This window comes from uncultured Acetobacteroides sp. (assembly GCF_963667355.2).
Lineage (GTDB): Bacteria > Bacteroidota > Bacteroidia > Bacteroidales > ZOR0009 > Acetobacteroides.
The window spans coordinates 1,156,489-1,182,893 of sequence record NZ_OY763328.2 but is presented as its reverse complement, the minus strand read 5'-3'; the positions used below and the strand labels follow the sequence as shown (position 1 = coordinate 1,182,893).

Sequence of the window (26,405 nt, the reverse complement as noted above, 5' to 3'; positions counted from 1 at the left end):
AAATGTAAAAAGTTCGAAGGATTTCTTCGAACTTTTACATTTTTATCTTCTTTGCTATGGCAGGTTATACGAGCTTCTTGGGCTTTTTTACCTTTTCGTCGAGGAGCGCGAAGGCTAGCGCCTCGTCGATGGTTTCCACAAAGTGGAACGTTAGCCCCTTGATGTAGTCATCCTTTATCTCTTCGATGTCCTTTCGGTTTTCGGACGATAGCATGATGTCGGTAATTCCGGCACGCTTAGCGGCAAGAATTTTTTCCTTGATGCCACCTACCGCAATAACCTTTCCCCTAAGGGTGATTTCGCCCGTCATGGCGGTAGACTTGCGAACCTTTTGCTGGGTGAATGCAGATGTAAGGGCAACAGTCATGGTAATGCCTGCCGATGGACCATCTTTAGGTATTGCACCTTCGGGCACGTGGATGTGTACGTTCCACTTCTCGAAGATTTCGGGGTTGACGTTTAGCTCATCGCTGTGCGACTTGATGTACTCCATGGCAATTACGGCAGATTCCTTCATCACATCGCCAAGGTTTCCGGTAAGGGTAAGGTTTCCTTTGCCGGGGCTAAGGCTGGTTTCGATGAAGAGAATCTCACCGCCAACTTCGGTCCACGCAAGGCCTGTAACCACGCCCGCAAACTCGTTACCTTGGTAGAGGTCCTTAACAAACCTAGGTGCACCAAGTATCTTGCGGATGTCCTCCACCGAAAGGGTAGGAGTGTACTCCTCCTCGAAGGCGATGTGCTTGGCAACATTGCGAACTACCTTGGCTATAACTTTGTCGAGGGTTCGAACTCCCGATTCGCGGGTGTACTCGTCGATGATGAGTTCCAAAACCTTCTTGGGAAATTTGGCTTGCGCCTTATCCACGCCATGCGCTTCCAGCTGTCGGGGAACAAGGTGCTGCTTGGCAATCTCGTACTTTTCCTCGGCAAGGTAGCCGCTAACCTCAATCATCTCCATTCTGTCGCGTAGCGCAGGGGCAATGGTGCCGATGTTGTTGGCTGTAGTTATAAACAGCACCTTAGACAGGTCAAAGTCGAGGTCTAGGTAGTTGTCGTGGAAGGCAAAGTTTTGTTCCGGATCGAGCACCTCCAGAAGCGCCGATGCGGGGTCTCCCTGAAAGTCTTTGCCAATTTTGTCAATTTCATCGAGGATGATGACAGGATTGGCATACTTCGACTTCTTTATGGTTTGGATGATGCGTCCGGGCATTGCCCCAATGTAGGTCTTGCGGTGTCCGCGGATCTCTGCCTCATCGTGCAGGCCGCCAAGCGAGATGCGTCCGTATTCGCGGCCAAGTGCTTTGGCAATAGATTTACCCAGCGATGTTTTTCCAACTCCGGGAGGGCCGTAAAGGCATAGTATCGGCGATTTTAGATCTTTCTTTAGCTTCAAAACGGCAAGGTGCTCTAAGATGCGTTCCTTTACCTGATCAAGACCAAAGTGATCTTCATCGAGTATCTTTTTTGCTCTTTTAAGATCGAAATTGTCTTTCGAGAATTCGTTCCATGGAAGTTCGAGCAACAGCTGTAGGTAGTTCAGTTGAATGGAATACTCAGCAACGGCAGGATTCATTCTTTCGAGTTTAGAAAGCTCCTTTTCGAAGAATGCTTGCGTGTCGTTGTTCCACTTCTTTTCAGACGCAGCTGCCCTTAATTCCTCAATTTCCTGCTCGTTTGGATTGCCACCAAGCTCATCTTGGATGGTTTTCATCTGCTGATGAAGGTAGTACTCTCGCTGTTGTTGGTCGAGGTCGAACTTTACCTTTGCCTGGATATCGTTCTTAAGTTCGATTAACTTCATCTCCTTCGTGAGATACTGAAGCAAAGCAAGCGCACGCTCCTTTAGCGAAAAGATGTCAAGCAACTTCTGCTTCTCGTCGTTTGTGATGTCGGAGTTGGAGCAGATAAAGTTGACAAGGAACGTTGGGTTGTCGATATTCCTGATGGCAAACGAAGCCTCGTTTGGAATGTTCGGCGATAGTTTGATGATCTTTAGCGCAAGATCTTTTACCGAACTTACAATCGCATCGTAGTCGTGATGTGGCTCCAGCGGAGTTGCATCTTCAAGTTCCGTTATTTGACCTTTTAGGTAAGGATCCGTTTCTACAATTTGGTTTAGTTCGAATCTTTTAATTCCTTGAAGAATAACGGTAGTACTACCGTCCGGCATTTCCAGAATCTTCAGAATTTGACCGATTGTGCCTATCTTGTATAGGTCCTCTTGGCTTGGATCTTCAATCTTCGAATCGATTTGAGAAACGGCGCCAATAATTTTGTCCTTAGCATGTTGTTCGCGAACTAGCTTAAGCGATTTCTCGCGACCTACGCTGATAGGAATAACTACGCCTGGGAATAGCACGGCATTCCTTAGCGCTAGAATTGGTAGCGGGTCTGGAATCTCGGAACTGTCTATCTGCATTTCGCTATCGTTGGCGATAAATGGGATAAACTCGTTGTTGTCCTCTGATGCGCTCGAAATTAAAATATTTTGGAGCGATATATCTGATTTGTTACTCATACAAATTTTATTCGGCTACCGACAATTTGTCAGCGGGTTGCTTTCTTGTTCTTTTATACGGATTATGGCAATAGGTGTGCCACAATTTTATGCTAGAAGGAGCGCTCTTTTTCGGTTTGCTCAAAAATAGCAGCGAGAATTTCCTTGTCAATTTCGCTAAACTCACGACAACGCCTTGCTAAGGTAGCGGTTATGGCAGTGGTGTAGTTGCAACTCTTGTAGGTTATATACCCTTGTGTTCCTCCCCAAGCAAATGAAGGAATAATGTTTCGTGGAAATCCCGAACCAAAATAGTTGGTGCAAACACCTATCGAAGTGCCCGTACTGAACATCGAATTGATGCCAGTTTTGCTATAGTCTCCCATGATAATGCCGCAAAATTGCAGTCCTGTTTGAATGAAGCGCTGCTGCTCATAGCTCCACATCTTAACTAAGGCAAAGTTGTTTTTTAGGTTCGATACGTTGGTGTTTGCTCCTAAGTTGCACCATTCTCCAATTACCGAATTGCCTAGGTATCCGTCGTGAGCCTTGTTGGAGTAACCAAAGATAACGCTCTCCGAAACTTCTCCTCCCACTTTCGAGTGGGGACCAACGGTGGTGTTGCCGTATATTTTGGAGCCGAGTTTAACGCTACTATTGTTGCAAAGTGCAAACGGTCCTCTAACTAGGGAGCCTTCCATTATCTCGGCATGCTTGCCAATGTAAATTGGTCCAGTAGTGGAGTTGAGTATGGCGCAGGTAATTTGAACTCCTTCTTCAACAAAAATATTGTCTCCGATTACGGTATTGGTGTCGTCAATAGGTGCGCTCTTTCTGTTGTGGGTTAGCAACTTAAAATCAGCCGTAATTTCTTTGCCATTTTGAGAAAATATATCCCAAGGATGAACAATGCGAGATATTTCGGCGTCAAATTCACGCGCTTGAAATTCTGCTATGCTGGTGCTGCAAAAATTGGAGACCTGGTTTGCCGTACACTTTACAGCAATGGTAATATTGCCTTTCACAAGGGCTTGTCCCAACTTCAAGCGCATAATGCACTCAACAAGAGAAGCCGATGGAAGTACTGAGGCGTTTATAAGAAGGTTCTCTTTTGATATTTTTGCAGGATATTTTTTAGATAGGTAGCTTTGAGTCAGATGTGAAGGTGTACCTTTAAGGTACATTGCCCATTTTTCTTTAATGGTTAAAATGCCCACTCTTACTTCGGCAACCGGTCGCGTAAACGACAGAGGCTTTAGGTTAAGCCACACTTCGTCGTCAAAAAGTATGATTCCCATGCGTTAGTTGATCTTTACTGCCAAAGGTACACAAAAAAAGCCCCGAGAACGGAGCTTTTTGAAGTATAAGCTAGTTGAATGCTAATTATTTCTTCTTGTCGTAGTGCTTCTTATAGCGGTTCATGAACTTATCAACGCGACCAGCAGTATCGATAAGCTTCATCTTGCCAGTGAAGAATGGGTGAGATGCGCTCGAAATTTCAAGCTTGTAGAGAGGATACGATTGACCATCAATCTCGATGGATTCTTTAGTGTTGATGGTTGACTTCATCAAAAATACTTGCTCGTTTGACATATCTTTGAATGCCACAACGCGATAGTTCTCAGGGTGAATACCTTGTTTCATTGTATAAATTTTTTACTCTTCTCTGTCATTTTTCTAACGGCTTGCAAAGTTATACACTAATTTCTAATTTACAAAACAAATAGTAACGTTTTGTGCCTTTATTCAATAGGGTATTCTTAGCACGTTATTGGATTAGTCTCTGCGCGATAGTTTTGCTAGTAACTTGAGCATCTCGATGTAAAGCCAGATTAACGTTACCATTAATCCGAAAGCACCATACCATTCCATGTGCTTAGGAGCACCTGCTTGTTCGCCTTTTTCGATAAAGTCGAAGTCGAGAAGGAGGTTAAGCGCTGCAACAACCACTACTACTAGGCTAATGCCAATGCTGAGGAGGCTGCTGTCCATCATAAATCCAACGTTTCCACCAAACATGCTTACTATCCATGTGACAAAGTAGAAAAGTGCGATTGCTCCAGTAGCGGCAATAATGCCAACTCGGAACTTGTTAGTTACCTTAATAATGCCAGTTCTGTAAATGAAGAATAGCAGGAATGCAGTGGCAAGGGTTAACCCAACAGCATTCATTACAATGCCATGATAAGTGGCTTCGAAAAATGCAGAAATAGCACCTAGAAAAAGGCCTTGTAGCATTGAGTAGATTGGCGAAAGCCATCCTGCCGTTCGTGGTACAAACGAGATGATAAGACCAGTAATCAAACCGCCAATTGCGCCACCAATCATCCAAGGAGTTGCTGTTTTAACACCATCAAGCGTGTCGGGTTGCATAACCATGCTCCATGTGTACGATGCACTTAGGATAACTAAAGCAAGCATTAGCATTGCCTTGCCCATGGTTCCTTTTACAGTCATGGTGTTGGTTCCTGTAAAGTCGCGAGCGGTACTTGTAAAAATGTTCCTTCCAAAAACTGGATTTGAAGAATTGAACATGATATAAATTAATTAAAGTTGTCTATTCAGGTGTGTTGATTTGCAAAATGCATGCCTAAGCAAATTTCTCTTGGAGGTTGTTGTCGGAAAGTATCCATGCAACTTCCTCTGCAATCCATTTAGCCGAAAAGTTGTCGCTCTTTGCTAATTTGTCAGCCAGTTTGACAGCCTTCCCGTTTAGCGCTTTGTTTCTTTTCCCGATCTCTCGTAGCGCGAATGCTGCTGCGCTACGAGTATGCGGCGATTGGGTTTCGGAGAGTCCTTCAATTATGGCGAAGTATGGCTCGAATATCTCGTTTCGTATTTCGGGTTTTTCGGAAGCAATTTTCCCTATGATCATCAACCCCGCTTTTTGTAGGTATTCGTTCTTGCTCAATGACCATTCCGAAGCCTTGAATGGAGCATATTTACTTTTCCAGAAAAGGTTGATTACAGCCTGCTCTACGATTTCGTTGTTGATGAAATCGGTTGACCATCGTTCCATGAGGTCGGCGCTGAGATTCTCGGGTGTCTCGATGTAGATTGCTGCGAGTTTAGCTTCGCGGTAATCCATGGCGTACAGCTCTTCGGCGAGTTCGTGGTTGCCGTAGTATGGTTCAACTAGTCTCTTAATGATTGGAGCGTTAACTCCATAGTTGATCTTGTAGATAATCCCTCTTTTAAACATGCTGTCAACAACATCCCCACTCTTGTGTTTAAGGATGAGAGAGAGAAGTTCGAGGGCGATGCTATTCTCCATAATTGCGTTGTGTAATTCCTGTTTAGGAGCGTGGCAAAAATAAGCATTTGGGGGAATGATGCGCTCGCATCTCAACCTTTTCTCGCTTTAGCAATGTATATTTGTTAGAAAATTGTTCGCATGATTAGTATTGGCGAGTTGCAACGGCTCATTAAATCGGATTTTACTAGAAACGTGGGGACGCTCTTTACGGGTAATGGCATCTCTATGGCAGTTAATCTTTTGTCGTTGCCGATTTTATCCCGATTGTACACTCCCGAAGAATTTGGGAGTATCGCTCTTTACGTCGCAATAGCGCAGCTGATTGCTGTTTTTGTTTCGGGACGGTACGACTACGCATTGATGCTTCCTCGAAAAAGCGGAGAGGCGTTAAAGGTGGCGTTGAGCGGAGTGGTGCTTTCGTTTTACATGTCAATTCTAGTGGCGGTGGTGCTGTACTTCTCGTACGATCGGTTGTTGGCGTTTTTCCCACATCCAACCTTTGCTCGGCTGATTTGGTTGTTGCCAATCATAGGCTTTCTGCTCTCGGTTCGTCAGATTCTTAGCATGTGGTTTTCGCGTCGGAGCCGATTCAAATTTACATCACAAAGCAAGGTGCTGCAAACTGTTGTTGCCAATGGAGTAAGACTCCCTCGTGCTATTTATGCTAACGGGGTGGCCGGGCTTTGGTTGGGATTTGTTGTTTCGGAGCTGGTGGCTCTTGTTCAGGGGATGTTCTTCTTTTGGAAACATGATTACAGGTTGCTGAGGACCTCTAAAAAAACAGAGTTTAAGGAAACGCTGGCTAAGTATGCTAGCTTTCCAATGTACTCCATGCCGATATCATTCCTAAACTCCATTTCTACGAATCTGCTTATCTACGCCTTCTCTTACTCGTTCTCGGCATCTGTTGTTGGGCTGTATGAGCGATTTTCGAAAATGATAAGTGTTCCGTTGGATATGGTGAGCTCGTCATTTAGCATCGTGTTTTTTCAGAAGATGTCGTTCGTGTCGTCGAAGCGGAGGTTTTATAGGCGAGCGTACTTGGTTTGCCTTTTGATAGGTGGATTGATGAACCTGCCTGTAGTTCTCTGGGGTCCAAAGATTTTTTCGTTTGTCCTTGGCGGTAATTGGCAGTTTGCAGGGGAGATGGCTCGATATCTTGCCCCTTTGATGGTGTTTGGGTTCGCTAATAAATGTATTGGTACCACCTTCTCAACCATCAACAAGAATGGAGTAATGCTGGTTTGGCAGCTGTCCTACTTGGTGTTGACTTTGGGGTGGGTTGTTGTGTTTAGAGACCATAGCGTGCTTTTTATTATCAAAACGTATGCGCTTTTGGGGGCTTTGCTGAATATTGTGCTTGGTGTTTACGGGTACTATTTTGTAAAAAAAGCGGATTTGGGCACTGTGTAGATGTTTTTAAGTGAATTTCTGCAATGCCTTAACCGTTTGGTTTGTAAAGTAAATAATGGGTTGTAGTGGCTGAGTGCCCATTCTTGGAGGCGAAAAATGTAGCAAGGGTATTTGCAGAAAAAAAAATGTTCGTATATTTGCATCCGAATTACAAGACACGGTGGATGTAGCTCAGTTGGTTAGAGCATCAGATTGTGGTTCTGAGGGTCGGCGGTTCGAGACCGCTCTTCCACCCGAAAAAAATGAAAAGCGCGTTTGAGTTTGTCAAATGCGCTTTTTTTTTTGCTCCAATTTCTCGATATTCTGAAATTTTCACTTACCAGTTATCGGCTGTTTTCGACCAGAAATCTACAAAAACATACCAGTTGGTAAGATTTTGCACTTTTTTTGATCTGTATTTGGTGCTTTTTGTGTTTCTTATGAAAAAAACAAGATCTATGAGTGATGTGAAATCTACCAAAAGTTCATCTGTTCTTGGATGTGCAGACTCGAATGTGCTAGGTAACATTTCGGATGCGCGGAAATATGCTCGAAGCTGCTTCGTTCTTACCAGCGATCTAAAGCATTTTATAGATATGGTTTACCTGTATGCAACGCAGAAGAATTTTTTGCCCTCGTACGTGAGCGGTAACGAGTTTAAGAGTGCCATAGACGATATGCGCAGATTTGAGATAGCGGAAAGTGTTGGCAGTGGTGGTGCTGATGCCCGAATTGTGACATCTAAAAATGCATATACGTACGCGCTTATCGTTTATGGGTTTGTAAAAGAGCTCGCAGTAGCGGGCAACCACGATGCAAATAGGGCTTACGATGTATTGAAACAGCTAATGCCGTATAGGATATGCTAGCTTTGCTAGGGGAATAGTAAGAAAAAAGGGGCTTTTGCCCCTTTTCTTATTTTGTGGAATGTCCAAGCCCTATTCTACAAAAGGCGCAATTGCCCTTTCGAAGATACCTTTAATATATGCAATCGCCATCCCGTAGTTGGTTACCGGAATCCCTGCCTCGATTGCTGCTTTTAGCCTGTTGTGCAGCTGCTTTCTGGTAATCATACAGCCGCCGCATTGGATTACGATTGCGTAATCGGTAATTGGTCTGACTAGGGAGCTTAATCCGGCAACAACGTCAAACTCTACCTGCTTCCCCGTGAATTCCTTTATCCATCTAGGGATTTTGTGGCGCCCAATGTCGTCGCAGCTGGTGTGGTGGGTGCAGCTTTCGAGGATCAGCACCCGGTCGCCATCCTTAAGCTCGGCGATTCGTGGAGTTCCCTTGACGAATTCGGCGAACGGGCCTTTTAGCCTCGATAGGGTGATGCTGAAGGAGGTGAGCGGAATCTCGCGGGGGATCATCGCATTTGCCCTATCGAATATTTGGCTGTCGGTTACGGCTAGCGCGGGCTTTATGCCCGTTGCTTTTAGGAAGTGCTCAACGGCATTCTCCTTTAGTGTTACGGCAACGGCATCGTTGTCCAGCGAGTCGCGGATTGCCTGAACTTGTGGCAGAATCATGCGCCCAGCAGGGGCTTCGGTGTCGATTGGCGTTATGAGGAGCACGATGTCGTCCTTCTTTATGATGCCCTTAAACATGGAGGGCGCGGTGTAGGCGGTGTCGGGCATGGCTGCCTTGATGCTCTCCACCAGTTGGTCGAACCCCTCGCCGCTTTTGGCGCTTACCTCTACGAATGGGATTCGCTGGTTGGTGAAGAAACTGGCGTGCTCGTCGGTTGCCCTGGCGACATCAGCCATGTTGTGCACCACGATGAACGGGGTGTCGTAGGCTTTAAATTCGTCGATCAGCTGGCTTTCGTAGTCGCCAAACTGGCTTTGGGAGGTAACCAAAAGGGCGAGGTCTACAATCTTTATCGATTCGCGGGTTTTCTCGATCCGCATTTGCCCCAGCTCCCCCTCGTCGTCGATGCCGGCGGTGTCTACCAGTACAATTGGGCCAAGGTTGAGGATTTCTACCGATTTTTTTACCGGGTCGGTGGTGGTACCGGCATGGTCGGAAACAATCGCCACGTTTTGCCCTGCAAGCAGGTTTGTGATGGCGCTTTTGCCGTTGTTCCTTCGGCCGTAGATGCCTATATGGGGCTTGTTGTCGCGTGTCTTCGTCATTGGAGGTGATTTTTGCGCTAATATAAGGCAATTGGCGCGAGGTTGAAGGTGGAGGATCCCGAAATTGTGCCCTTGCAGCCGTGCCGGAGCGTGAGGCATCCCGCTAAAATCGAAGATGGTTGCGAAGCGCTCGCATGGAATTGCTGTCGGCACCGAATTGATGGCTTGCTGGAGGGGGTGTTCTACGTGCGATGCGGGATGGAATGACTAAATTAGTCGTCGGGATGATTAATTTAGTCATCGAATTGTGTAAATTAATCATTGATTTGACTAATTTAGTCATTGGTGTGTGTAAATAAGTCATTGTGATGAGCAAAATAGTCATCGGTTGGTGTAATTTGCTCATTAGTTTGATTAAATAACTCATCGTGATGTGTAAATTGCTCATTGGATAGACTAAATTACTCACTAAAATGAGCAAATTGCACTAGCAAATGAGGAAATTCATCATCTCGTTGACTAAATTCGTCATCGCGGTGATGAATTTAGTCATCACGATGACTAAAAAGAGCAATCGTAGGCAGCTCGGAGGTGAAGGTTGGGGTTCGGCAGCCCGATCAAGCGCCTCGCGAAGGGATGCGAGGGGGTAACCATGGGATGCATCTGGGTTGGCAGCGCTAAAATCTTCCTTTTCCCATCGGCATTAGGGGGCGAAGCGGCTCCTATCCCCCCATCTGGGGCGATGCATGCTAGCGCCGAGCCATTGGAAGGCGATGGTTGGGTGGCGGGTAACGCCCTCCGCCAAAGCCTGATTTGCGGGTGGGCTACCGTGCGCCGAGGTTTTATTAAAGCTTAAAAAAAGAGTTGAGGAGGGTGCTTTCATCAAAGTTTTTTCTCACTTTTGCAAATTATAATTCCGCTCCGCCAGCACATTGCCTGTGGCATCATCTCTTAGGGCAACTGCCGGATGCAGATTACACATCATTTACGATTACAACAGCAATATGAGCCAACTTGATATCAACGAAGAGGATGAATTAAGGGATTACAATTCTCAGCGTACAAGGCTAATCCTTCCCGAATACGGCCGCCACATACAAAAAATGGTAGACTACGTTTCCGCCATAGAAGATGTTGAGGAGCGCAACCGAATGGCCCTTATCCTAATAGGGGTAATGGGTAACCTTAACCCCCATTTGCGCGACATTAACGACTTTAAGCATAAGCTTTGGGATCATCTGCTCGTGATCTCTGACTTTAAGATCGATATCGAATCGCCCTACCCCAAGCCAAGCCGGGAATCGGTTAGCGAGCCACCAAGGCGCATTGACTATCCGGCCCATCCCATAAGGATAAAGCATTACGGACGGGTGATAGAGCAGATGGTTAAGGATGTTTCTGAGATGGAGGAAGGCCCAATAAAGACCTTCTACATAACCTCCGTGGCCAACCAGATGAAGAAGGCTTACCTTACCTGGAACAAGGATTCGGTTAGCGATGAGACCATCATCCGCGACCTTGGGGTGCTCTCGAACGGGAAAATTAAGCTTAACCTAAGCACAAAGCTGATGGATACCCGCGAGTTTAAGCCAAGCGGTGCTGGTCCCTCTTCGACGGGTCCTAGCAAGAGACGTCACCCCAAAGGTGGTCGGAAGAAGTAGGATACTAATACTTTAAAAATAAAGCTATGGGCACTTTTGTAGTTAAAGGAGGGCGCCCTTTAAAGGGTGAGATCACTCCTCAAGGTGCAAAAAACGAGGCGCTTCAGGTAATAAGCGCCGTTTTGCTGACTCCTCAAAAGGTTACCATCTCGAATATTCCCAATATTCTTGATGTGATGAAGCTGATCCAGCTTCTTAGCAAGATGGGTGTTGCAGTTGCCAAAGTTGACGAATCGACCTATACCTTTGAGGCAAAGAACGTAAATTTTGACTACCTCAAAACCGATGACTACCGCAAGGATGCATCGAGCCTGAGGGGGTCAATTATGGTTGTAGGCCCGCTCCTGGCCCGCTATGGAAAAGGGTTTATCCCTCGTCCAGGTGGCGATAAGATTGGCCGTCGACGCCTTGATACCCACTTTATAGGATTCGAGAAGTTGGGCGCCAAGTTCAACTTCGATGCAAACGACAGCTTCTTTACCGTTGAGGCCAACGAGCTAAGGGGAACCTACATGCTTCTTGATGAGGCATCGGTTACCGGTACCGCCAACATCGTTATGGCTGCCACAATGGCAAAAGGAACAACAACCATCTATAACGCCGCCTGCGAGCCCTACGTACAGCAGCTCTGCAAGATGCTGAACCGGATGGGCGCAAAGATTTCGGGTGTAGGCTCTAATCTGCTAACCATCGAAGGGGTAGAGGAGCTTGGGGGTACTGAGCATCGCCTACTTCCAGATATGATCGAGATCGGCAGCTTTATTGGTTTGGCGGCTATGACCCATAGCGAGATTACCATTAAGGACGTATCCTATCCCGATCTTGGAATAATTCCAGACAGCTTTCGCAGGCTGGGCATCAAGATGGAGCTTCGTGGCGACGACATCTACATCCCTGCTCAGGATCATTACGAGATCGATACGTTTATTGATGGCTCAATTCTTACCATTGCCGATGCGCCTTGGCCAGGGTTAACGCCCGACTTGTTGAGTATCTTCCTAGTGGTGGCCACACAGGCAAACGGAAGCGTGCTTATCCACCAAAAGATGTTCGAAAGCCGACTGTTCTTTGTCGATAAGCTAATAGATATGGGCGCTCAGATTATTCTATGCGATCCGCATCGCGCTACGGTTATTGGTCACGACAACAAGATAAAGTTACGTCCTACAGTTATGAGCTCGCCCGATATACGTGCAGGAGTGGCGCTGCTAATTGCCGCGCTGTCTGCCGATGGAACAAGCGTTATTCATAACATCGACCAAATCGATAGAGGCTATCAGAATATAGATTTAAGGCTGAATGCCCTTGGTGCGAATATTTCGCGAGGGTTGTAGCGCTAGTACATAGCGGTTGTGCTTCAGGTTGCGTCATTATGTCATTGTTGGCTAATGGCAAACAATTTGCTAGGCAATCGGTATTGTTGAGAAAAATTAAATTACAAAGATGACTAAGTCGAAGCATAAATCGGATAAAGAAGTTGAAAATCAATCTCCCCTGGAGCCGAATGTACCTGTAGAAGAAAATTTGGCTGCGAATGAGGCAGGAGAAGCAACGGAAGCACCAGAAGGTACCGAGGCTGCTGATGCCATTTCAGCAGGTGCTGATGAGGTGAATGAAAAAATTGCAGAGTGGAAAGAGAGGTACCTTCGACTAACCGCCGAATACGACAACTACCGTAAGCGTACCCTTAAGGAGCGCGAAGAGCTTGTTAGAACGGCCGGTGAGGGTATGATTAAGGATATTCTTACCGTTGTTGACGACTTTGAGCGTGCTTTGCTTGCGCTCGAAAAGCTTAGCGACACCGCTGGCTTTGATGGGGTAACCCTTATTTACGACAAGTTTATGGCGATGCTCAAATCGAAGGGTGTGGCTGTGATTAATAGGGTTGGAGAACCTTTTGATACCGATTTCGAAGAGGCTATAACCAAATTTCCTGCACCTACTCCCGAGCAAAAGGGTGCGGTGATAGATGTAGTTCAAAAAGGGTATTTGCTAAACGGGAAAGTGATTAGATACGCCAAAGTTGTTGTTGGCGAATAGATAAAATAGCGTCAAAGAACAATGGCAAAAAGAGATTACTATGAGGTATTAGGGGTTTCCCGAAATGCCACCCAAGAGGAGATGAAGAAGGCCTACCGCAAGATGGCCATCAAGTATCACCCCGATAAAAATCCAGATAATAAGGAAGCCGAAGAGAAGTTTAAGGAGGCTGCCGAGGCGTTTAGCGTGCTAAGCGACGATAATAAGCGCGCGCGCTACGATCAGTTCGGGCATGCTGGTGTTGGAACATCGGATGCAGGTAGCAGCGGCTTTGGCGGTTTTGGTGGAGGTATGTCTATGGACGATATCTTCTCGCAGTTTGGCGATCTTTTCGGAGGTCATTTTGGTGGGTTTGGCGGATTTGGTAGAAGCCAAGGTCGTAGAACCAACCGAGGAGGAGATATTCGCGTAAAGGTTCGCCTTAATCTGCAGGAGATCGCCTACGGTGCCGACAAGAAGCTAAAGATAAACAAGCAGGTTAAGTGTAATTCGTGCAACGGAACAGGTGCAGAGCATGGAACATCATTCTCTACCTGTAACACATGCAACGGTTCAGGAACTGTTATTGGGGTTACCAACTCAATATTCGGACGAGTTCAAACGCAAAGTACTTGTCCAACCTGTCGTGGTACAGGAAAATCTATTACAAAGCATTGCTCCAGCTGCTCTGGATCCGGTGTCGTTAACGACTCGGAGGTGGTTTCGTTCCACATTCCAGCAGGTGTTTCGGAGGGTATGCAGCTCAACGTTTCGGGAAAGGGAAATGCACCTCAAGGTGGTGGTGTTAATGGCGATTTGCTTGTCGTTATTGAGGAAGAACCACACGAGGAGCTCATCCGCGACGGAAACGATTTGGTGTATACGCTTTTCCTCGGATTCCCCGATGCCGTTCTTGGCGGAACTTCGGAGGTTCCTACAATTGACGGAAAGGCGCGCATTAAGATTGAACCAGGAACGCAGCCCGGAAGGGTTTTCCGCCTAAAAGGCAAGGGGCTACCCGATGTTGATGGCTATGGTCGAGGAGACATTCTGGTTTACGTAAACGTTTGGGTTCCCAAAAATCTTTCTGCTGCCGAAAAGGTTCAGATTGAGAAGATGCGCGAGTCGAGCAGCTTTGCTCCGAAGCCTGATAAGTCGGATATGAACTTCTTCGATCGCATAAAGGGAATGTTTGGAAGGTAGCTCAGGGGCTGGAAACGTAAATTCTAGCTGTAAAGTATAGGAATGGGAGGATGGCGCTGCTGCACCAATCCTCCCATTCCTTTTAGGGGGTGCGGTGGCATAACTAGCGGACGTTTACCGCTATTTCCCCCTCGCTGTACAGATCAAAACGTTCGGAGAATTGCTCTTTCCCTCGCGACGTTTCCTCAAAACCATCGAAGGTTTTCTGTTTCCCTTGCGACGTTTCCTCAAAACCATCGAAGGTTTTCTGTTTTCCTTGCGACGTTTCCTCAAAACGGTCGACGGTTTTCTATTTTCCTCGCGACATTTTCTCAAAACCATCGACGGATTTCTGTTTTCCTTGCGACGTTTTCTCGAAACCATCGACGGTCTTCTGTTTTCCTTGCGACAATTTCTCAAAACCATCGAAGGTTTTCTGTTTTCCTTGCGATGTTTCCTCAAAACCATCGAAGGTTTTCTGTTTTCCTTGCGATGTTTCCTCAAAACCATCGATGGTTTTCTCTTTTCTACGCGCCATTTCCGCAAAACCACCTAACAATTTCTCCTCGGCATCTGAGGTTTTCTCAAGGTTGTAGAACGGTTTTTCCTTAGCAGCTATCATTTTTGCAAAATTATCCCCGAAATTCTGTAACATCTTCGCAAATTCGCAACTAAGTATATGTGAAAAGCAGGCGAGGTAGCATCAGCCTGCATGGCCCTCTAGCAGGATGCGCTCTGCTTTGATCGGTTAACCAGCCGCATTGGAGCGCATCGGGGTGTGGGGGCTATGGAATGTGAACTATTTCACTAAATTTGGAAAAGAGTAAAAATCGAATTAGTATGGAAATATTTAGAGCGGAAAATGTTGTAAAAAGGTATGCCGACCATTTAGCCCTAGATAACGTTAGCCTAACGATTCCTCAGGGGAAAATTTACGGGCTGCTCGGGCCTAATGGTGCAGGTAAAACCACCCTGATCCGAATCATTAATCAGATAACGATGCCCGATAGCGGTAAGATTTACTTTAAGGGCAACGAGATGAAGATGGATGACGTGCAGTGCATCGGCTATTTGCCCGAGGAGCGCGGGCTTTACAAGAAGATGAAGGTGGGCGAGCAGGCTATGTACTTTGCTCAGCTTAAGGGACTGTCGCATTCTGATGCTCAGAAACGCCTGAGGTACTGGTTCACGAAGTTCGAGATCCAGGCTTGGTGGAATAAGAAGGTGGAGGAGCTCTCGAAGGGGATGGCACAGAAGGTGCAGTTCATCATCACCATCCTTCATGAGCCCGAGCTGATGATCTTCGACGAACCTTTTAGCGGATTCGACCCCATCAACGCCAACCTGCTGAAGGAGGAAATCCTTGAGTTCAAGAAAAAGGGGCATACCATCATCTTCTCCACGCACAACATGGCCTCGGTGGAGGAGCTCTGCGACAACATTACCCTCATCAACCAATCGCGCAACGTGCTTAGCGGCGATATCGACGAGATCCGCCACAGCTACGGCGATAACATCTACCAAATCGACTACGTTGGCGAGGCTGGCGCGCTTAATGTGCTCCATAACGGCTACCAAATCGTCGACGAGATCAGCGAGAAAGGGCTGTCTAAGGTAAGAATTAAGCTTCAGCCCGATCAGTCGGGAAATCCGCTTATCACCGCTGTACTTCCACTTGTCGAGGTGGTCAACTTCCAAAAAATCATCCCAAGCATGAACGACATCTTTATAAAGGTTGTTCAGGGGGAGTCATCGCTAAAGACTGCTAGCTATACCGAATAAAACAATACTGCAATGAATAAGACACTACTTATTATAAAGCGCGAATTCATGACTAGGGTGAAGAAGAAAAGCTTCATCATAATGACCGTGCTAACCCCAATTCTGATGGGGGCACTTATGATTGTTCCAGGCATGCTTGCCTCAATGGGCGATACCTCCAACAAGAAGATAGCGGTAGTCGACAAGACTAAGCTGTTTGTGAATAAGCTGCAGGGAAACGACAAGGTCTCGTTCGAGTACATCACAGAGCAGGACTTCCCCGCCTACAAGAAGGCAATGAAGGAAAAGGGGGTCGACGCCATCCTGGTAATCAACCAAGGGATCATCAACAACCCCAAGGATGCTACCATCTACTCGCCCGAGGACGTGAGCGTGGAGATGAGCAGCAAGATAGAGTCGAACCTGGAGGAGCTGATTAAGGAGGAAAAGATGCGCACCTTCAACATCCAGAACCTGGATGCGATGCTGAAGCAGGTGAAGTCGTCGGTAAACCTTAACACCATCAAGCTCGACGAGAACGGCATGGAGAAGGAGACCAACACCATGGTGATAATGGGCATTGCCTACATCTTCGGATTCCTGATGTACATCTTCATCTTCCTTTTCGGCAGCCAGGTGATGCGCGGCGTAATCGAGGAGAAGTCGAACCGCGTGGTGGAGGTCATCATCTCGTCGGTAAAGCCCATACAGCTGATGATGGGCAAGATTATTGGCGTTGCCGCCGTAGGGTTGCTGCAGTTCACCATTTGGATACTGCTCTCGCTCGCCATCTTTATGGGGGTAAAGGGGTATATGATGAATTCCTACTCCGATAAGATGCCGCAGCAGCAAGCGCAGATTACCTCGGTGATGAGCGCTCAAAGTGGGCAGCAGGTAAGCGCTGAGAATATGGAAAAGATTCAGGATGAGTTTGGCGATACTGCAAAAATCTTCAACTCTATATCAGAGCGAATCGTTCCGATTCTGTTCTACTTTGTGATCTTCTTCCTAGGCGGCTACCTGCTCTACTCATCGCTGTTTGCGGCGGTAGGTTCGGCGGTTGACAATGAGACGGAAACGCAGCAGCTCATGCTCCCCATCACCATTCCGATCATTCTGGCGCTGATGATAATGATGCACACCTTCCAGAATCCGAACAGCTCCATCTCGTTTTGGTTCTCGATGATTCCGCTTACCTCGCCAATCGTGATGATGGCTCGAATACCCTTTGAGATCCCAACCTGGGAGGTAATCATGTCGATAGCAATCCTGTATGCAACGATTTTTGCGGTGATCTGGCTCTCGGCTAAGATTTACCGTACAGGAATACTGATGTACGGCAAGAAAACAACGTTTAAGGAGATGATAAAGTGGATTAAGCATTCATAGAGATTTGATCCAACACAAGAAAGCCGCGCTTCATAGGGCGGCTTTTTTGTGTAATTATGGGGAATCAGTTCCACAGCGTAATTCTAAAGCGTCAAACTTCTTATTGCTCTATATGTTTGGCAAGTAGGGTATTGTTGAATGTTGATGGCGAATTTTGTACATTGGATTACATTTTGCACTACATTAGTAAACCAAATTAAAATTGAGCAAATGAAAAAGTTTCTGATAGCAATCGCAATCGTGGTACTTGCTGCGTCGTGCGGAAATAAGCAGGAGGTTGATAAACTTAAGGCTGAAAACCAAAAGCTTTCTCAACTGGTGAGCGTAAAGGACACAACGCTGAACAACATATTCATGTCGCTTAGCGAAGTAGAGGAAAACCTTGAAGCCGTAAAGCAAAAGCAGAATATCATCAGCGTAACCACCAAGCAAGGCGAGCTTAGCCGTGATGTTAAGGATCGAATAAAGGATGACATCGCGCAGATAAACGAGCTTCTGGAGAAGAATAAGCAGACTATTGCCAGCCTTCAGGGTACCGCAAAGAAGCTAAAGGCAGCAAACCTTAAAATTGACGGTCTCGAAAAGATGATCGCCGAACTAACCAAGCAGAATGGCGAAAAGGATGCCGAAATTGCCTCGTTGAAGGAGCAGCTAACCAAACTCAACTTCCAACTTGCCGATCTTAACACCCGCGTTGATACGCTAACAACGCGTAAGCGCGCCTTGGAGGAAAATGTAACAGCTAGGACAAACGAGCTGAATACTGCCTACTTCGTTATTGGGTCGCAAAAGGAGTTAGAGCAAAAGGGCATAATCAATCGTTCGGGAGGCTTTATTGGTATTGGCAAAACGGCTACAGTTAGCGCTAACGTAAACCTCGATGCGTTTACCAAGATCGACATTCGTACGTTCCAAGGTATTGAGATTGGACATAAGAATGTGAAGATCTTGAGCACTCATCCATCCGATTCGTATAATCTGAAGGTTGATAGCAAGAACTTCTGTTCGGGTATCGAGATAACCAACAGCAAAAAATTCTGGCAATCGTCAAAGTACTTAGTTATAACCTACCGAAAGTAGACTTTCTTTGAATTGAATTTATTGCGTGAAATAGGGCTGGCGCTTGCTAGCTCTATTTCTTTCTTTATCTATAGGCATCATGGTTTATTTCCCAACCAAAAGTATCGGACGTAAAGTTTTTATCTCGTTTTTTGTTCTGCTGGCACTTGGTATTGTTGCCTTCCTTTACAGCTACCTTCGAGTAGTGCAGCTATCGAATACCTTAAGCAATGCACCTGCGTCTACCCAAAAGTTGACTCTGATAAATCAGACGCTGGTGAAGATTTACGAGTCGGAGGCTAATGCAAAGCTTTATGCCGCCTCTGGTGATGCTTCTTTTTTAAAGAGCTACGTAGAGCAAAACAAGGATATAGACTCGAATCTTCAGTTGTTGAGTAATATTTCTATTGATGCAGAGCAACAAATCTTGCTGGGTAACATTCTTATCATACAAAACCAGAAGGAAAAGGTAGTTGGCGATATCATTACGCTTAATCAAAAAAAGAATAAACGGGGCGATTATAAATCAATTATCAAGTCAAAGTCAGATAGTTCAGAGGTAGAACTAAAGCACAAGGTCTATTCGACGATAGGTTCGACTCCTCCCAAAGAACAGGTAGTCGTACGCAAGCGAACGTTTTTTCAGCGTTTTAAAGCATTGTTTAAAGACGATGAGACTCCTGTTGTTCCCACCCATCTTGGAATGCAAAAAAAGGTAGACTCCATTACCGTACAGCAAACCAAGAAGGATAACAGCCTAGTAAAGTTACGATCGCAGCTTTCATCGATGCAGGCGCAGGAGAATATCAACGAAAAGCTATTTAAGCAGCAAGAGGTTGATCTCCTGAAAAAGGACAAATTGCTAACAGATCGAATGCTCTACCACATTACGATGATGAGCAAGCAGGAGATTAAGATCAATAATCAGAAACTGGCTCAGTTTAATAGCGCTGCAAGAAGCTACATGAAAAAGCTTATCCTCCTAGGAGTCTCCTCTTTCTTTGTGGTTATATTCTTCCTTATCCTAATTTTTAGGGATATCAGATTAAGCGCACGAATGCAAAAGCAGTTGGAGGATTCAAATGAAAGAATTCAGGACTTGCTGAAGGTGAAGGAGCGGTTTCTCGCCAATATGAGCCACGAGATTCGTACCCCTCTTTCTGCAATCATGGGTTTTTCCGACTTCTTGCTCAACAAAAAAAAGTATTCAGAGGAAGAGATAATGGCGATCAACTCTTCGGCAAAGCATCTGCACTCTATTGTAAATGAAATTCTAGATTACTCTAAGGTGGAGTCGAATGCCGTTGAGTTGGAGTTTTCCAACTTCTCGTTGGATCGATTCCTTAATGAGATCATCACAGAGATGAGCATCAAGGCTAAGGAAAAGGGAGTGGGGCTAGTTCTTAATTTAACGGGGATTCCTCAAAAGGTAAATCTTGATCGGTTGAGGTTGAAGCAGGTGATGCTGAACTTGATTAGCAATGCCATAAAGTTCACCGATAGTGGAGAGGTGGTAGTAAACGGCTACGTGCAAGACGAAAAGTTGAAGATAGATGTTGTTGATACTGGCATTGGAATTCCGGCTTCCGCTCAAGAAAAGATTTTTGAGGAGTTTACCCAAGCTGATGGATCGGTTGCTCGCAAGTTTGGAGGAACTGGACTTGGTTTAAGCATTAGCCGTAAACTCGTTATTTTAATGGGTGGCAATTTAGTGCTGAAGTCGGAGGAAGGTGTTGGGAGCTGCTTTAGTGTGGAATTTTCGCTCGAAAAGATCCACATTGAGGAAATAGGTATACATAATCCAGTAGTAGCGTCTCAGCCAATCTCTAAAAAAGTACTCTTTATTGATGACGACAGCTACGTGAGGCTTCTTGTTGGAAAAATCTTTGCCGCAAATGGTATCAATTTTGATATTGCAGAGAGTGGGGCTAAAGGTGTTGAAATGTGTAGAAAGGGAATTTATGGACTTGTAGTTACCGATTTGCACATGCCCGGAATGAGCGGCATCGAGGTTGTGAAGGCTATTAAGGAGAATAATCCAACTGCAAAGGTACTCTTCCTTTCGGCTGACGTGAGCAGTTCGATGACCAACGAAATGATGGCAATAGGTGCAAACGGGATACTACAGAAACCATTTACAGAGATGGAGATTATAACTGCAATTTCGAGTATTATGCAAGTTCCAGATGTTGATGTTAGGGATGATAAAAAGCCGCTGTGCAATTTATCGAAGGTTACCGCTTTTATTGGTGATGATAGGGAGGAACTTAAGCAAATAGTAGATGCCTTTGTGGTGTCGGCTGACGAATCGATTGCCTTTATAGCAAGCAATAATAGGGTGGGCAACGAGGTGCCTGTTGCAGATAAGGCGCATAAACTGCTCACTAGTTTTCGACAGTTCGAAATTACAGATGGAGTAGAGTACTTGCGAGAGATAGAGAAATGCCGACATGGTAAGTTACTTTCCGAAGTGCAAAGTGAGATTGAAGAATTACAAAAACTTTGGGTAGGCGTTAAAAGTTACCTGAACGAAGTTGTTTAGCCGCAATCTGCTTATGATATAACGAGAGAGGCGCCTAAAGGGTGCCTCTCTTTGTATTGTTAGATGTCGATTCCGTACTGCTTTAACTTGTTGTAAAGCGTCTTTCGATCGATTCCTAGGAGTTTTGCTGCTTGCGATTTGTTATACTTCGCTTTTACAATGGTGCTGATGATTAACTCCTGCTCCGATTTTTCTTTTATGCTCTTTAGGTCGACAGCATCGGTATTTAGTGTTGGACTTGATGGCGTAAGCGACGATTCGAGCATCTCCTCGGGAAGCGAGTCGGTGGTTACGATGTTGTTGGATGCTAATAGCACTGCTCTACGAACAACATTCTTCATTTCACGGATATTACCAGGCCACTCGTAGCGCATGAAAACGTCGATGACGCTTTGGTCGAAGGAGATGTTTCGCTTCCCAAATTCTTGAGCCGCTTTATCTTTAAAATAGTTCACAAAATCGAGGAGGTCTTCCTTGCGCTCACGAAGCGGAGGCAGGTTAATGCTAAACTCGTTGAGACGATGGTATAAATCCTCCCTAAACTCCCCCGTTTTTAGTGCATTCTTCAGATCCTCGTTGGTAGCTGAAATGATGCGAACGTCTATGGATGTTTCCTGGGTAGAGCCAATTCTGCGAATTTTTCGTTCTTGAATTGCCCTAAGCAGGTTAACTTGTACGTCGTAGGAGAGGTTGCCGATTTCGTCGAGGAAGATGGTTCCTCCATTAGCCTCTTCGAAGTGGCCAATCTTGTCGTTAACGGCGCCTGTAAAAGAGCCCTTAACGTGTCCAAAGAGCTCGCTGCCTGCAATGTCTTTAGGCAGTGCGCCACAGTCTACAGCAACAAACTTGGTATTCTTACGCTTGCTGAACTGGTGTATGCGGCGGGCGGCATACTCCTTACCCGTTCCGCTTTCGCCAAGGATTAGCACCGACATTTCGGTTGGACCTACAAGGTTGATGTAATCCTGAACCTTTTTGGCTGCCTCGCACTTGCCCTCGATATATTCGGGATTTTTACTCTGAGCGGGTTTTGCCTTTTGCTTGCTTGTGCTTTCCAGCCCGCTCTTTATAATGTGAAGTATTTCGTCTGGGTTAATGGGTTTTGCCACATACTCGAAGGCTCCCATCTTTATGGCATTTACGGCAATCTTAATATCCGCATAGCCTGTCATGAGGATAACAACAGTGTCTGGAGAATTGCGCTTAATGGTACTCAGCAGATCGACCCCATTTCCATCTGGAAGCCTATAGTCTGTTAGGATAATGTCAAAAACAGAATTCGTTGCAGCCTTTAAGCCATCGGTGAGGCTAAAGGCAACAGCAGCATCCATTCCGTTTTTGCTAAAAAATGACTTAAGCATCAGGCAAAATGAGGCATCGTCATCTACTACGAGTATCTTGGGCATCTTCACAAATCGAAAATATGTACGAAGTTAAGGTATTTTTTTTACGTCACCCTATCATTTAAAACTATTAAAGCATCTACAGCCAGCTGTGAAAAACAAAGAAGGGATGACCTCGCGGAAATCCCTTCCTTAAACCTTTCTTCTCTTTCTTATAACAAACCTTGTGTTTTGTTATGTCAAAACGACTCTAAGCCTTGTCTATAGTTAGGGTTTCGCCAAAATTGTGCCAAACGGGATGTGGCTGAAATTGTGAAGGTACTTATCCGTTGGAAGTCAGAGAAGAAAAACTTTTCGGAAGTCTGCGTCATTTTTCTTAGATGTGGATAAAATTCTACAGCTTGAGAGTGGGTGTGTATCGACAAGGTGTGGATTTGGGTGGGGTGTCACGGCATGTGTATTACGTATTACGAGGTTGTTCGATTTTCGGGATACGTGCGTTGTGCGACGTGATGATGAGATGGCGAGTAACTACGAATGCTTTAAAGGTGTATCTTTCGAATAAAAAAGTAGGGATGCGAATAGGGGTTATTGATATGGGAACAAATACCTTTAACCTGCTTGTTGCTGAGGGGTATGGTTCTAACTTCGTGATAGTATGCCACCGTACTATTGGCGTTATGCTTGGCAAGGGTGGCATAAATAGCGGCACCATTGCGCCTGAAGCCTACCAACGGGGTTTGCTGGCTTTTGACGAGCATGTGACGATGGCTAGGGAGCTAGGTGTTGAGGTGGTGAAGGCGTTTGCGACTTCGGCAATTCGTTCGGCTAAAAATGGGGGCGATTTTGTTGATGAGCTTGTCGGGAAATACGGAGTTGATGTTGAGGTGATATCGGGTGATCGTGAGGCCGAACTGATCTTTAAAGGCGTAGCTGCATCGGTAACCCTTGATAGCAATCGTGTGCTGATAATGGATATCGGAGGTGGAAGCAACGAGTTTATTATATGCGATCGGGGTGGCATACGCTGGAAGCAGAGCTTTCCGCTGGGAATGTCGCGCTTGCTGGAGCGCTTTAGGCCATCTGATCCGATGCTTATGGCGGAGGTTGAGGCGGTGGAGTGCTACCTTACCGAAGGGTTAGAACCTCTTTGGACGGCCTGCCAGCTTTATCATCCACAGATAATGGTGGGAGCAAGCGGAGCTTTTGACACCTTCCGGGATGTTCTTTTCTTTGGAAAAGATTCGGATGCCCCCATCTGCAACATCGGGTTGGAGGAGCTAGAGGCGCTGCATCGGCGTTTGCTTGCGAGCACGCTGGAGCAGCGGCGGAGGATGGAGGGTATGGACGAGCTGCGCGTTGAGATGATTGTGCTGGCTTCGATTGCAACTAACTTAGTATTACGCAAGGCGGCTATTGGGCAGCTGATCCAGTCGGACTACTCCTTAAAGGAGGGGGCTGCTGTGGAGTTGCTGGGGGGCGCTGTAAAATAATCTTCAAAAAATGGGTAAAGTACTTGTTGTAGATGACGAACGGGCTATACGTAGCACGCTAAAGGATATTCTGAGTCTCGAGGGGTTTGATGTGGCGCTTGCCGAAAATGGTGCGGCGGGCATCGAGCAGTTCGAGCAGGGGGGCGTTGATGTCGTTTTTCTGGACATCAAAATGCCGGGGATGGATGGCATTGAGGTGCTGGAGCGCCTTCAGGTGATATCGCCCGAGGTGCCGGTGGTGATGATCTCGGGGCACGGCACCATCGACACGGCGGTGGAGGCCATCAAGAAGGGGGCGTACGACTTTATTGCCAAGCCGCTCGATCTGAACCGCATCCTCATCACCCTAAGAAATGCTACGGATAAAACTTCGCTGGTGCAGGAGGCCAAGAAGCTGCGCACGAAGATGAACAAGACCTACGAGATTGTGGGTGAGTCGGTCGCGATCCGAAGGGTGAAGGAGATCATCGAGAAGGTGGCGCCCACCGAGGCCCGCGTGATGATTACCGGGGCCAACGGTACGGGCAAGGAGCTGGTGGCCCGCTGGCTGCACGAGAAGAGCAGCCGTGCGGCGGGGCCCTACGTGGAGGTAAACTGCGCGGCCATCCCTTCGGAGCTCATCGAGAGCGAACTCTTCGGGCACGAGAAGGGGGCCTTTACCTCGGCCATCAAGCAGCGCAAGGGCAAGTTCGAGCAGGCCGATGGCGGTACGCTCTTTCTCGACGAGATCGGTGATATGAGCCTGTCGGCGCAGGCCAAGGTGCTGCGCGCTCTGCAGGAGAACCGCATCAGCCGAGTGGGGGGCGACAAGGATATCGCCGTGAACGTGCGCGTGGTGGCGGCCACCAACAAGAACCTGACCGACGAGATTGCCAAGGGTAGCTTCCGCGAGGACCTGTACCACCGCCTGAGCGTGATTCTTATTCACGTGCCATCGCTGGCTGAACGTAAGGAGGATATCCCGCTGCTGGCCGAGCACTTCCTGGACGCCATCAGCGCGGAGTACGGCATGGGGCGCGCCACTATCACCCCCGAGGCCATTGACGAGCTGCAGAAGCTGGGATGGACGGGCAACGTGCGCGAGTTCCGCAACGTTATTGAGCGCCTGATGATCCTTTGCGGTAGGGAGATTACGGCGGAGGATGTGGTGATGTACGCTTCGCCTAACTTTGGGTAGCGCGTTTTACCACGAAGGACTTTAAGGGAAACGCCAAGGGTGCTAGGATTATTTCTGGTGCCCTTGGCGTTTCCTTTTATGGAAGATGGTGCTGCGTGTGCGTACTTCTTTTGTTGGAGTACGAGGAGTAAATATTGGAGCACAAGGAATACATGAACAAGTGTGTGAAATAACGATTCGAGTGTGAGGAATGCAGGCGTAAGTGTGTAAAACGCAGGAGCAAGTTGGAGGAATACAGAGACAAGTGTGTGAAACAACGTAGCAAGTGGGAGGAATGCAGTTGCGAGTGTGTAAAACAACGATGCGAGTGGAAGGAATGTAGTGGCAAGTGTGTAAAACGATGAGACAAGTGGGGTAAATGCAGGGCATCGTATATCCTAAAAGTGAAGGGAGGGAGGAATGGACGGGGAAAAAAGCTAAATTGGGGGCTGGTAACCCGACGCGATATTTCGTAGGGTGCCGCTTAACCTAATTTTCCTAAAACCTATAGGCATGATAAGGCTTAACGTAACACGAGTTTTAAAGGGGCTAGGGGTACACCACCCCAGCCGATTCCTGAAGGAGAAGGGGTACTGCTCCACCACCGCCCACCGGATCTTGAACATGGATTTTATGCGGCTGAGTCTCGCCGATTTGGAGCGGCTGTGCCTGCTGCTGGGGTGTACGCCCAACGATGTGTTGGAGTGGGTTCCCACTAAGGGGCAGGAGGCGCTGAAAACGCCGCTGCAGCAGCTGCGCATGGACGATGAGCCCTTTTTTGACGAGCTGCTGGCCCAGGTGAGCTACAGCGACCAGCAGGAGGTGCGCCGGATGCAGGAGGAGCGCATCGCCCAACGGCAGAGCGCAGCCGAGCAGCATACGGAGATCTAGCGGTGTGGCCTTTTGCAGGTATCAGCGCAGCCGTTGTGGTGGCTGCGCTTTATTTTTTTGCTGCTTTTTGGTTGCGGCAGGTAGGTTGCTGCTTTGCTGAACTTAAGTTGCCAAGGGGATGGCAACTGGCAAATTTTCCATTATCCTATTGGATGAATTGTTTACTTCGTTTTATGTCTAGCCTGCCTCTACTGTACGGATGGAGGGCGTAGGGGATGAAAGCGTAGGCCAGAGCCCATAGCCGACAAACTAAGGATTTTTCTCAAAACTCAAATGCATACTCATGGCTCGTCATCCTCCCGCTCAGGCGGGATGGCTGGAGTGGGTTTACTCGTTTAAATCAGCATTTTACTTTACATAGCGTTCTTAACCAACCCCTACCTCCCGCTTAAGCGGGAGAATAAACAGTTTCAATCATGCGCTGGCACTTAATTACTATCCTTTTCTTTCAAAAGATATAACTCTATCATCCGCTTACCTTGACGGCTATGGGCAGAGCTTTCGCTTAGTTGAGGATGCTGGGACAAGCCCGGCATGACAGCACTGATTGAACGAAACGCTTAAGTTGATGACATTGGAAAGCGCCTACGCTTAGCTGAGGCAATAGCCCACCTATAGCCGTTGGCTAACGGGGGCTAGGCTAAATTGTTACTTTTGCTACATTTGCGGGAATCACCATACTT

21 protein-coding genes and 1 tRNA gene are annotated in these 26,405 nt (G+C 46.8%); 14 read left to right on the top strand and 8 right to left on the bottom strand.

What is annotated here, in order from left to right; genetic code table 11:
• Positions 1-64: 64 nt before the first annotated feature.
• From lon to ACHZA1_RS04950, 5 genes are all read right to left on the bottom strand, one after another.
• Positions 65-2,521: an endopeptidase La gene (lon, locus tag ACHZA1_RS04970; protein WP_320054130.1), complete on the bottom strand. Its 2,457-nt coding sequence runs from the start codon at positions 2,519-2,521 to the stop codon at positions 65-67.
• A gap of 92 nt (positions 2,522-2,613) precedes the next feature.
• Positions 2,614-3,798: a putative sugar nucleotidyl transferase gene (locus ACHZA1_RS04965; RefSeq protein WP_320054129.1), complete on the bottom strand. Its 1,185-nt coding sequence runs from the start codon at positions 3,796-3,798 to the stop codon at positions 2,614-2,616.
• An 85-nt stretch (positions 3,799-3,883) separates the two neighbouring features.
• Positions 3,884-4,144 (bottom strand): type B 50S ribosomal protein L31, encoded by a 261-nt coding sequence (locus tag ACHZA1_RS04960; RefSeq protein ID WP_320054128.1) that lies wholly within the window; start codon positions 4,142-4,144, stop codon positions 3,884-3,886.
• Positions 4,145-4,276: 132 nt separating this feature from the next.
• Complete coding sequence (locus tag ACHZA1_RS04955; protein WP_320054127.1) at positions 4,277-5,035, bottom strand: Bax inhibitor-1/YccA family protein; 759 nt, start codon at positions 5,033-5,035, stop codon at positions 4,277-4,279.
• A gap of 55 nt (positions 5,036-5,090) precedes the next feature.
• Positions 5,091-5,774, bottom strand: a complete 684-nt coding sequence (locus tag ACHZA1_RS04950; RefSeq protein WP_320054126.1) for a DNA alkylation repair protein — start codon at positions 5,772-5,774, stop codon at positions 5,091-5,093.
• Positions 5,775-5,894: 120 nt separating this feature from the next.
• Here ACHZA1_RS04950 and ACHZA1_RS04945 point away from each other — a divergent pair, with 120 nt between their 5' ends.
• The 3 genes from ACHZA1_RS04945 to ACHZA1_RS04935 all read left to right on the top strand — a co-directional run bounded on the left by ACHZA1_RS04945 (position 5,895) and on the right by ACHZA1_RS04935 (position 8,017).
• Positions 5,895-7,169 (top strand): oligosaccharide flippase family protein, encoded by a 1,275-nt coding sequence (locus ACHZA1_RS04945; RefSeq protein WP_320054125.1) that lies wholly within the window; start codon positions 5,895-5,897, stop codon positions 7,167-7,169.
• A gap of 159 nt (positions 7,170-7,328) precedes the next feature.
• Positions 7,329-7,404 (top strand) — tRNA-His (locus ACHZA1_RS04940).
• A 202-nt stretch (positions 7,405-7,606) separates the two neighbouring features.
• Entirely contained in the window at positions 7,607-8,017 is a 411-nt protein-coding gene (locus tag ACHZA1_RS04935) for a hypothetical protein (RefSeq protein WP_320054124.1), read from the top strand.
• A gap of 69 nt (positions 8,018-8,086) precedes the next feature.
• On the opposite strand, the gene hydF is transcribed toward ACHZA1_RS04935, so the two are convergent.
• Positions 8,087-9,286, bottom strand: coding sequence for a [FeFe] hydrogenase H-cluster maturation GTPase HydF (gene hydF / locus ACHZA1_RS04930; RefSeq protein ID WP_320054123.1), 1,200 nt, complete (start codon positions 9,284-9,286; stop codon positions 8,087-8,089).
• A 944-nt stretch (positions 9,287-10,230) separates the two neighbouring features.
• Here hydF and ACHZA1_RS04925 point away from each other — a divergent pair.
• From ACHZA1_RS04925 to dnaJ, 4 genes are all read left to right on the top strand, one after another.
• Positions 10,231-10,887 (top strand): DUF4290 domain-containing protein, encoded by a 657-nt coding sequence (locus ACHZA1_RS04925; RefSeq protein ID WP_320054122.1) that lies wholly within the window; start codon positions 10,231-10,233, stop codon positions 10,885-10,887.
• Positions 10,888-10,913: 26 nt separating this feature from the next.
• Complete coding sequence (gene murA / locus ACHZA1_RS04920) at positions 10,914-12,221, top strand: UDP-N-acetylglucosamine 1-carboxyvinyltransferase (protein WP_320054121.1); 1,308 nt, start codon at positions 10,914-10,916, stop codon at positions 12,219-12,221.
• Between the two features lie 109 nt (positions 12,222-12,330).
• On the top strand, positions 12,331-12,927 hold the full coding sequence (locus ACHZA1_RS04915) for a nucleotide exchange factor GrpE (protein ID WP_320054120.1): 597 nt from the start codon (positions 12,331-12,333) through the stop codon (positions 12,925-12,927).
• 21 nt (positions 12,928-12,948) lie between these two features.
• Complete coding sequence (dnaJ, locus tag ACHZA1_RS04910) at positions 12,949-14,109, top strand: molecular chaperone DnaJ (protein WP_320054119.1); 1,161 nt, start codon at positions 12,949-12,951, stop codon at positions 14,107-14,109.
• 289 nt (positions 14,110-14,398) lie between these two features.
• On the opposite strand, the gene ACHZA1_RS04905 is transcribed toward dnaJ, so the two are convergent.
• On the bottom strand, positions 14,399-14,710 hold the full coding sequence (locus tag ACHZA1_RS04905) for a hypothetical protein (protein ID WP_320054118.1): 312 nt from the start codon (positions 14,708-14,710) through the stop codon (positions 14,399-14,401).
• A gap of 218 nt (positions 14,711-14,928) precedes the next feature.
• Here ACHZA1_RS04905 and ACHZA1_RS04900 point away from each other — a divergent pair, with 218 nt between their 5' ends.
• The 4 genes from ACHZA1_RS04900 (at position 14,929) to ACHZA1_RS04885 (ending at position 20,839) form a co-directional block, all read left to right on the top strand.
• A complete protein-coding gene (locus tag ACHZA1_RS04900) occupies positions 14,929-15,870 on the top strand; it encodes an ATP-binding cassette domain-containing protein (RefSeq protein ID WP_320054117.1) in 942 nt (313 codons plus the stop codon).
• A gap of 12 nt (positions 15,871-15,882) precedes the next feature.
• Entirely contained in the window at positions 15,883-17,238 is a 1,356-nt protein-coding gene (locus tag ACHZA1_RS04895; protein WP_320054116.1) for an ABC transporter permease, read from the top strand.
• A gap of 210 nt (positions 17,239-17,448) precedes the next feature.
• On the top strand, positions 17,449-18,318 hold the full coding sequence (locus ACHZA1_RS04890; RefSeq protein ID WP_320054115.1) for a hypothetical protein: 870 nt from the start codon (positions 17,449-17,451) through the stop codon (positions 18,316-18,318).
• A 79-nt stretch (positions 18,319-18,397) separates the two neighbouring features.
• A complete protein-coding gene (locus tag ACHZA1_RS04885) occupies positions 18,398-20,839 on the top strand; it encodes an ATP-binding protein (RefSeq protein WP_320054114.1) in 2,442 nt (813 codons plus the stop codon).
• Positions 20,840-20,898: 59 nt separating this feature from the next.
• Here the strand turns inward: ACHZA1_RS04885 and ACHZA1_RS04880 are convergent, their stop codons facing one another.
• Positions 20,899-22,245, bottom strand: a complete 1,347-nt coding sequence (locus tag ACHZA1_RS04880; protein WP_320054113.1) for a sigma-54 dependent transcriptional regulator — start codon at positions 22,243-22,245, stop codon at positions 20,899-20,901.
• Positions 22,246-22,757: 512 nt separating this feature from the next.
• Here ACHZA1_RS04880 and ACHZA1_RS04875 point away from each other — a divergent pair.
• From ACHZA1_RS04875 to ACHZA1_RS04865, 3 genes are all read left to right on the top strand, one after another.
• On the top strand, positions 22,758-23,675 hold the full coding sequence (locus ACHZA1_RS04875) for a hypothetical protein (protein ID WP_320054112.1): 918 nt from the start codon (positions 22,758-22,760) through the stop codon (positions 23,673-23,675).
• Between the two features lie 10 nt (positions 23,676-23,685).
• Positions 23,686-24,852 carry a sigma-54 dependent transcriptional regulator gene (locus ACHZA1_RS04870; protein ID WP_320054111.1) on the top strand — a complete coding sequence of 389 codons (1,167 nt, stop codon included), beginning with the start codon at positions 23,686-23,688 and terminating at the stop codon, positions 24,850-24,852.
• A gap of 492 nt (positions 24,853-25,344) precedes the next feature.
• Positions 25,345-25,722: a helix-turn-helix transcriptional regulator gene (locus ACHZA1_RS04865; RefSeq protein ID WP_320054110.1), complete on the top strand. Its 378-nt coding sequence runs from the start codon at positions 25,345-25,347 to the stop codon at positions 25,720-25,722.
• Positions 25,723-26,405: the final 683 nt, after the last annotated feature.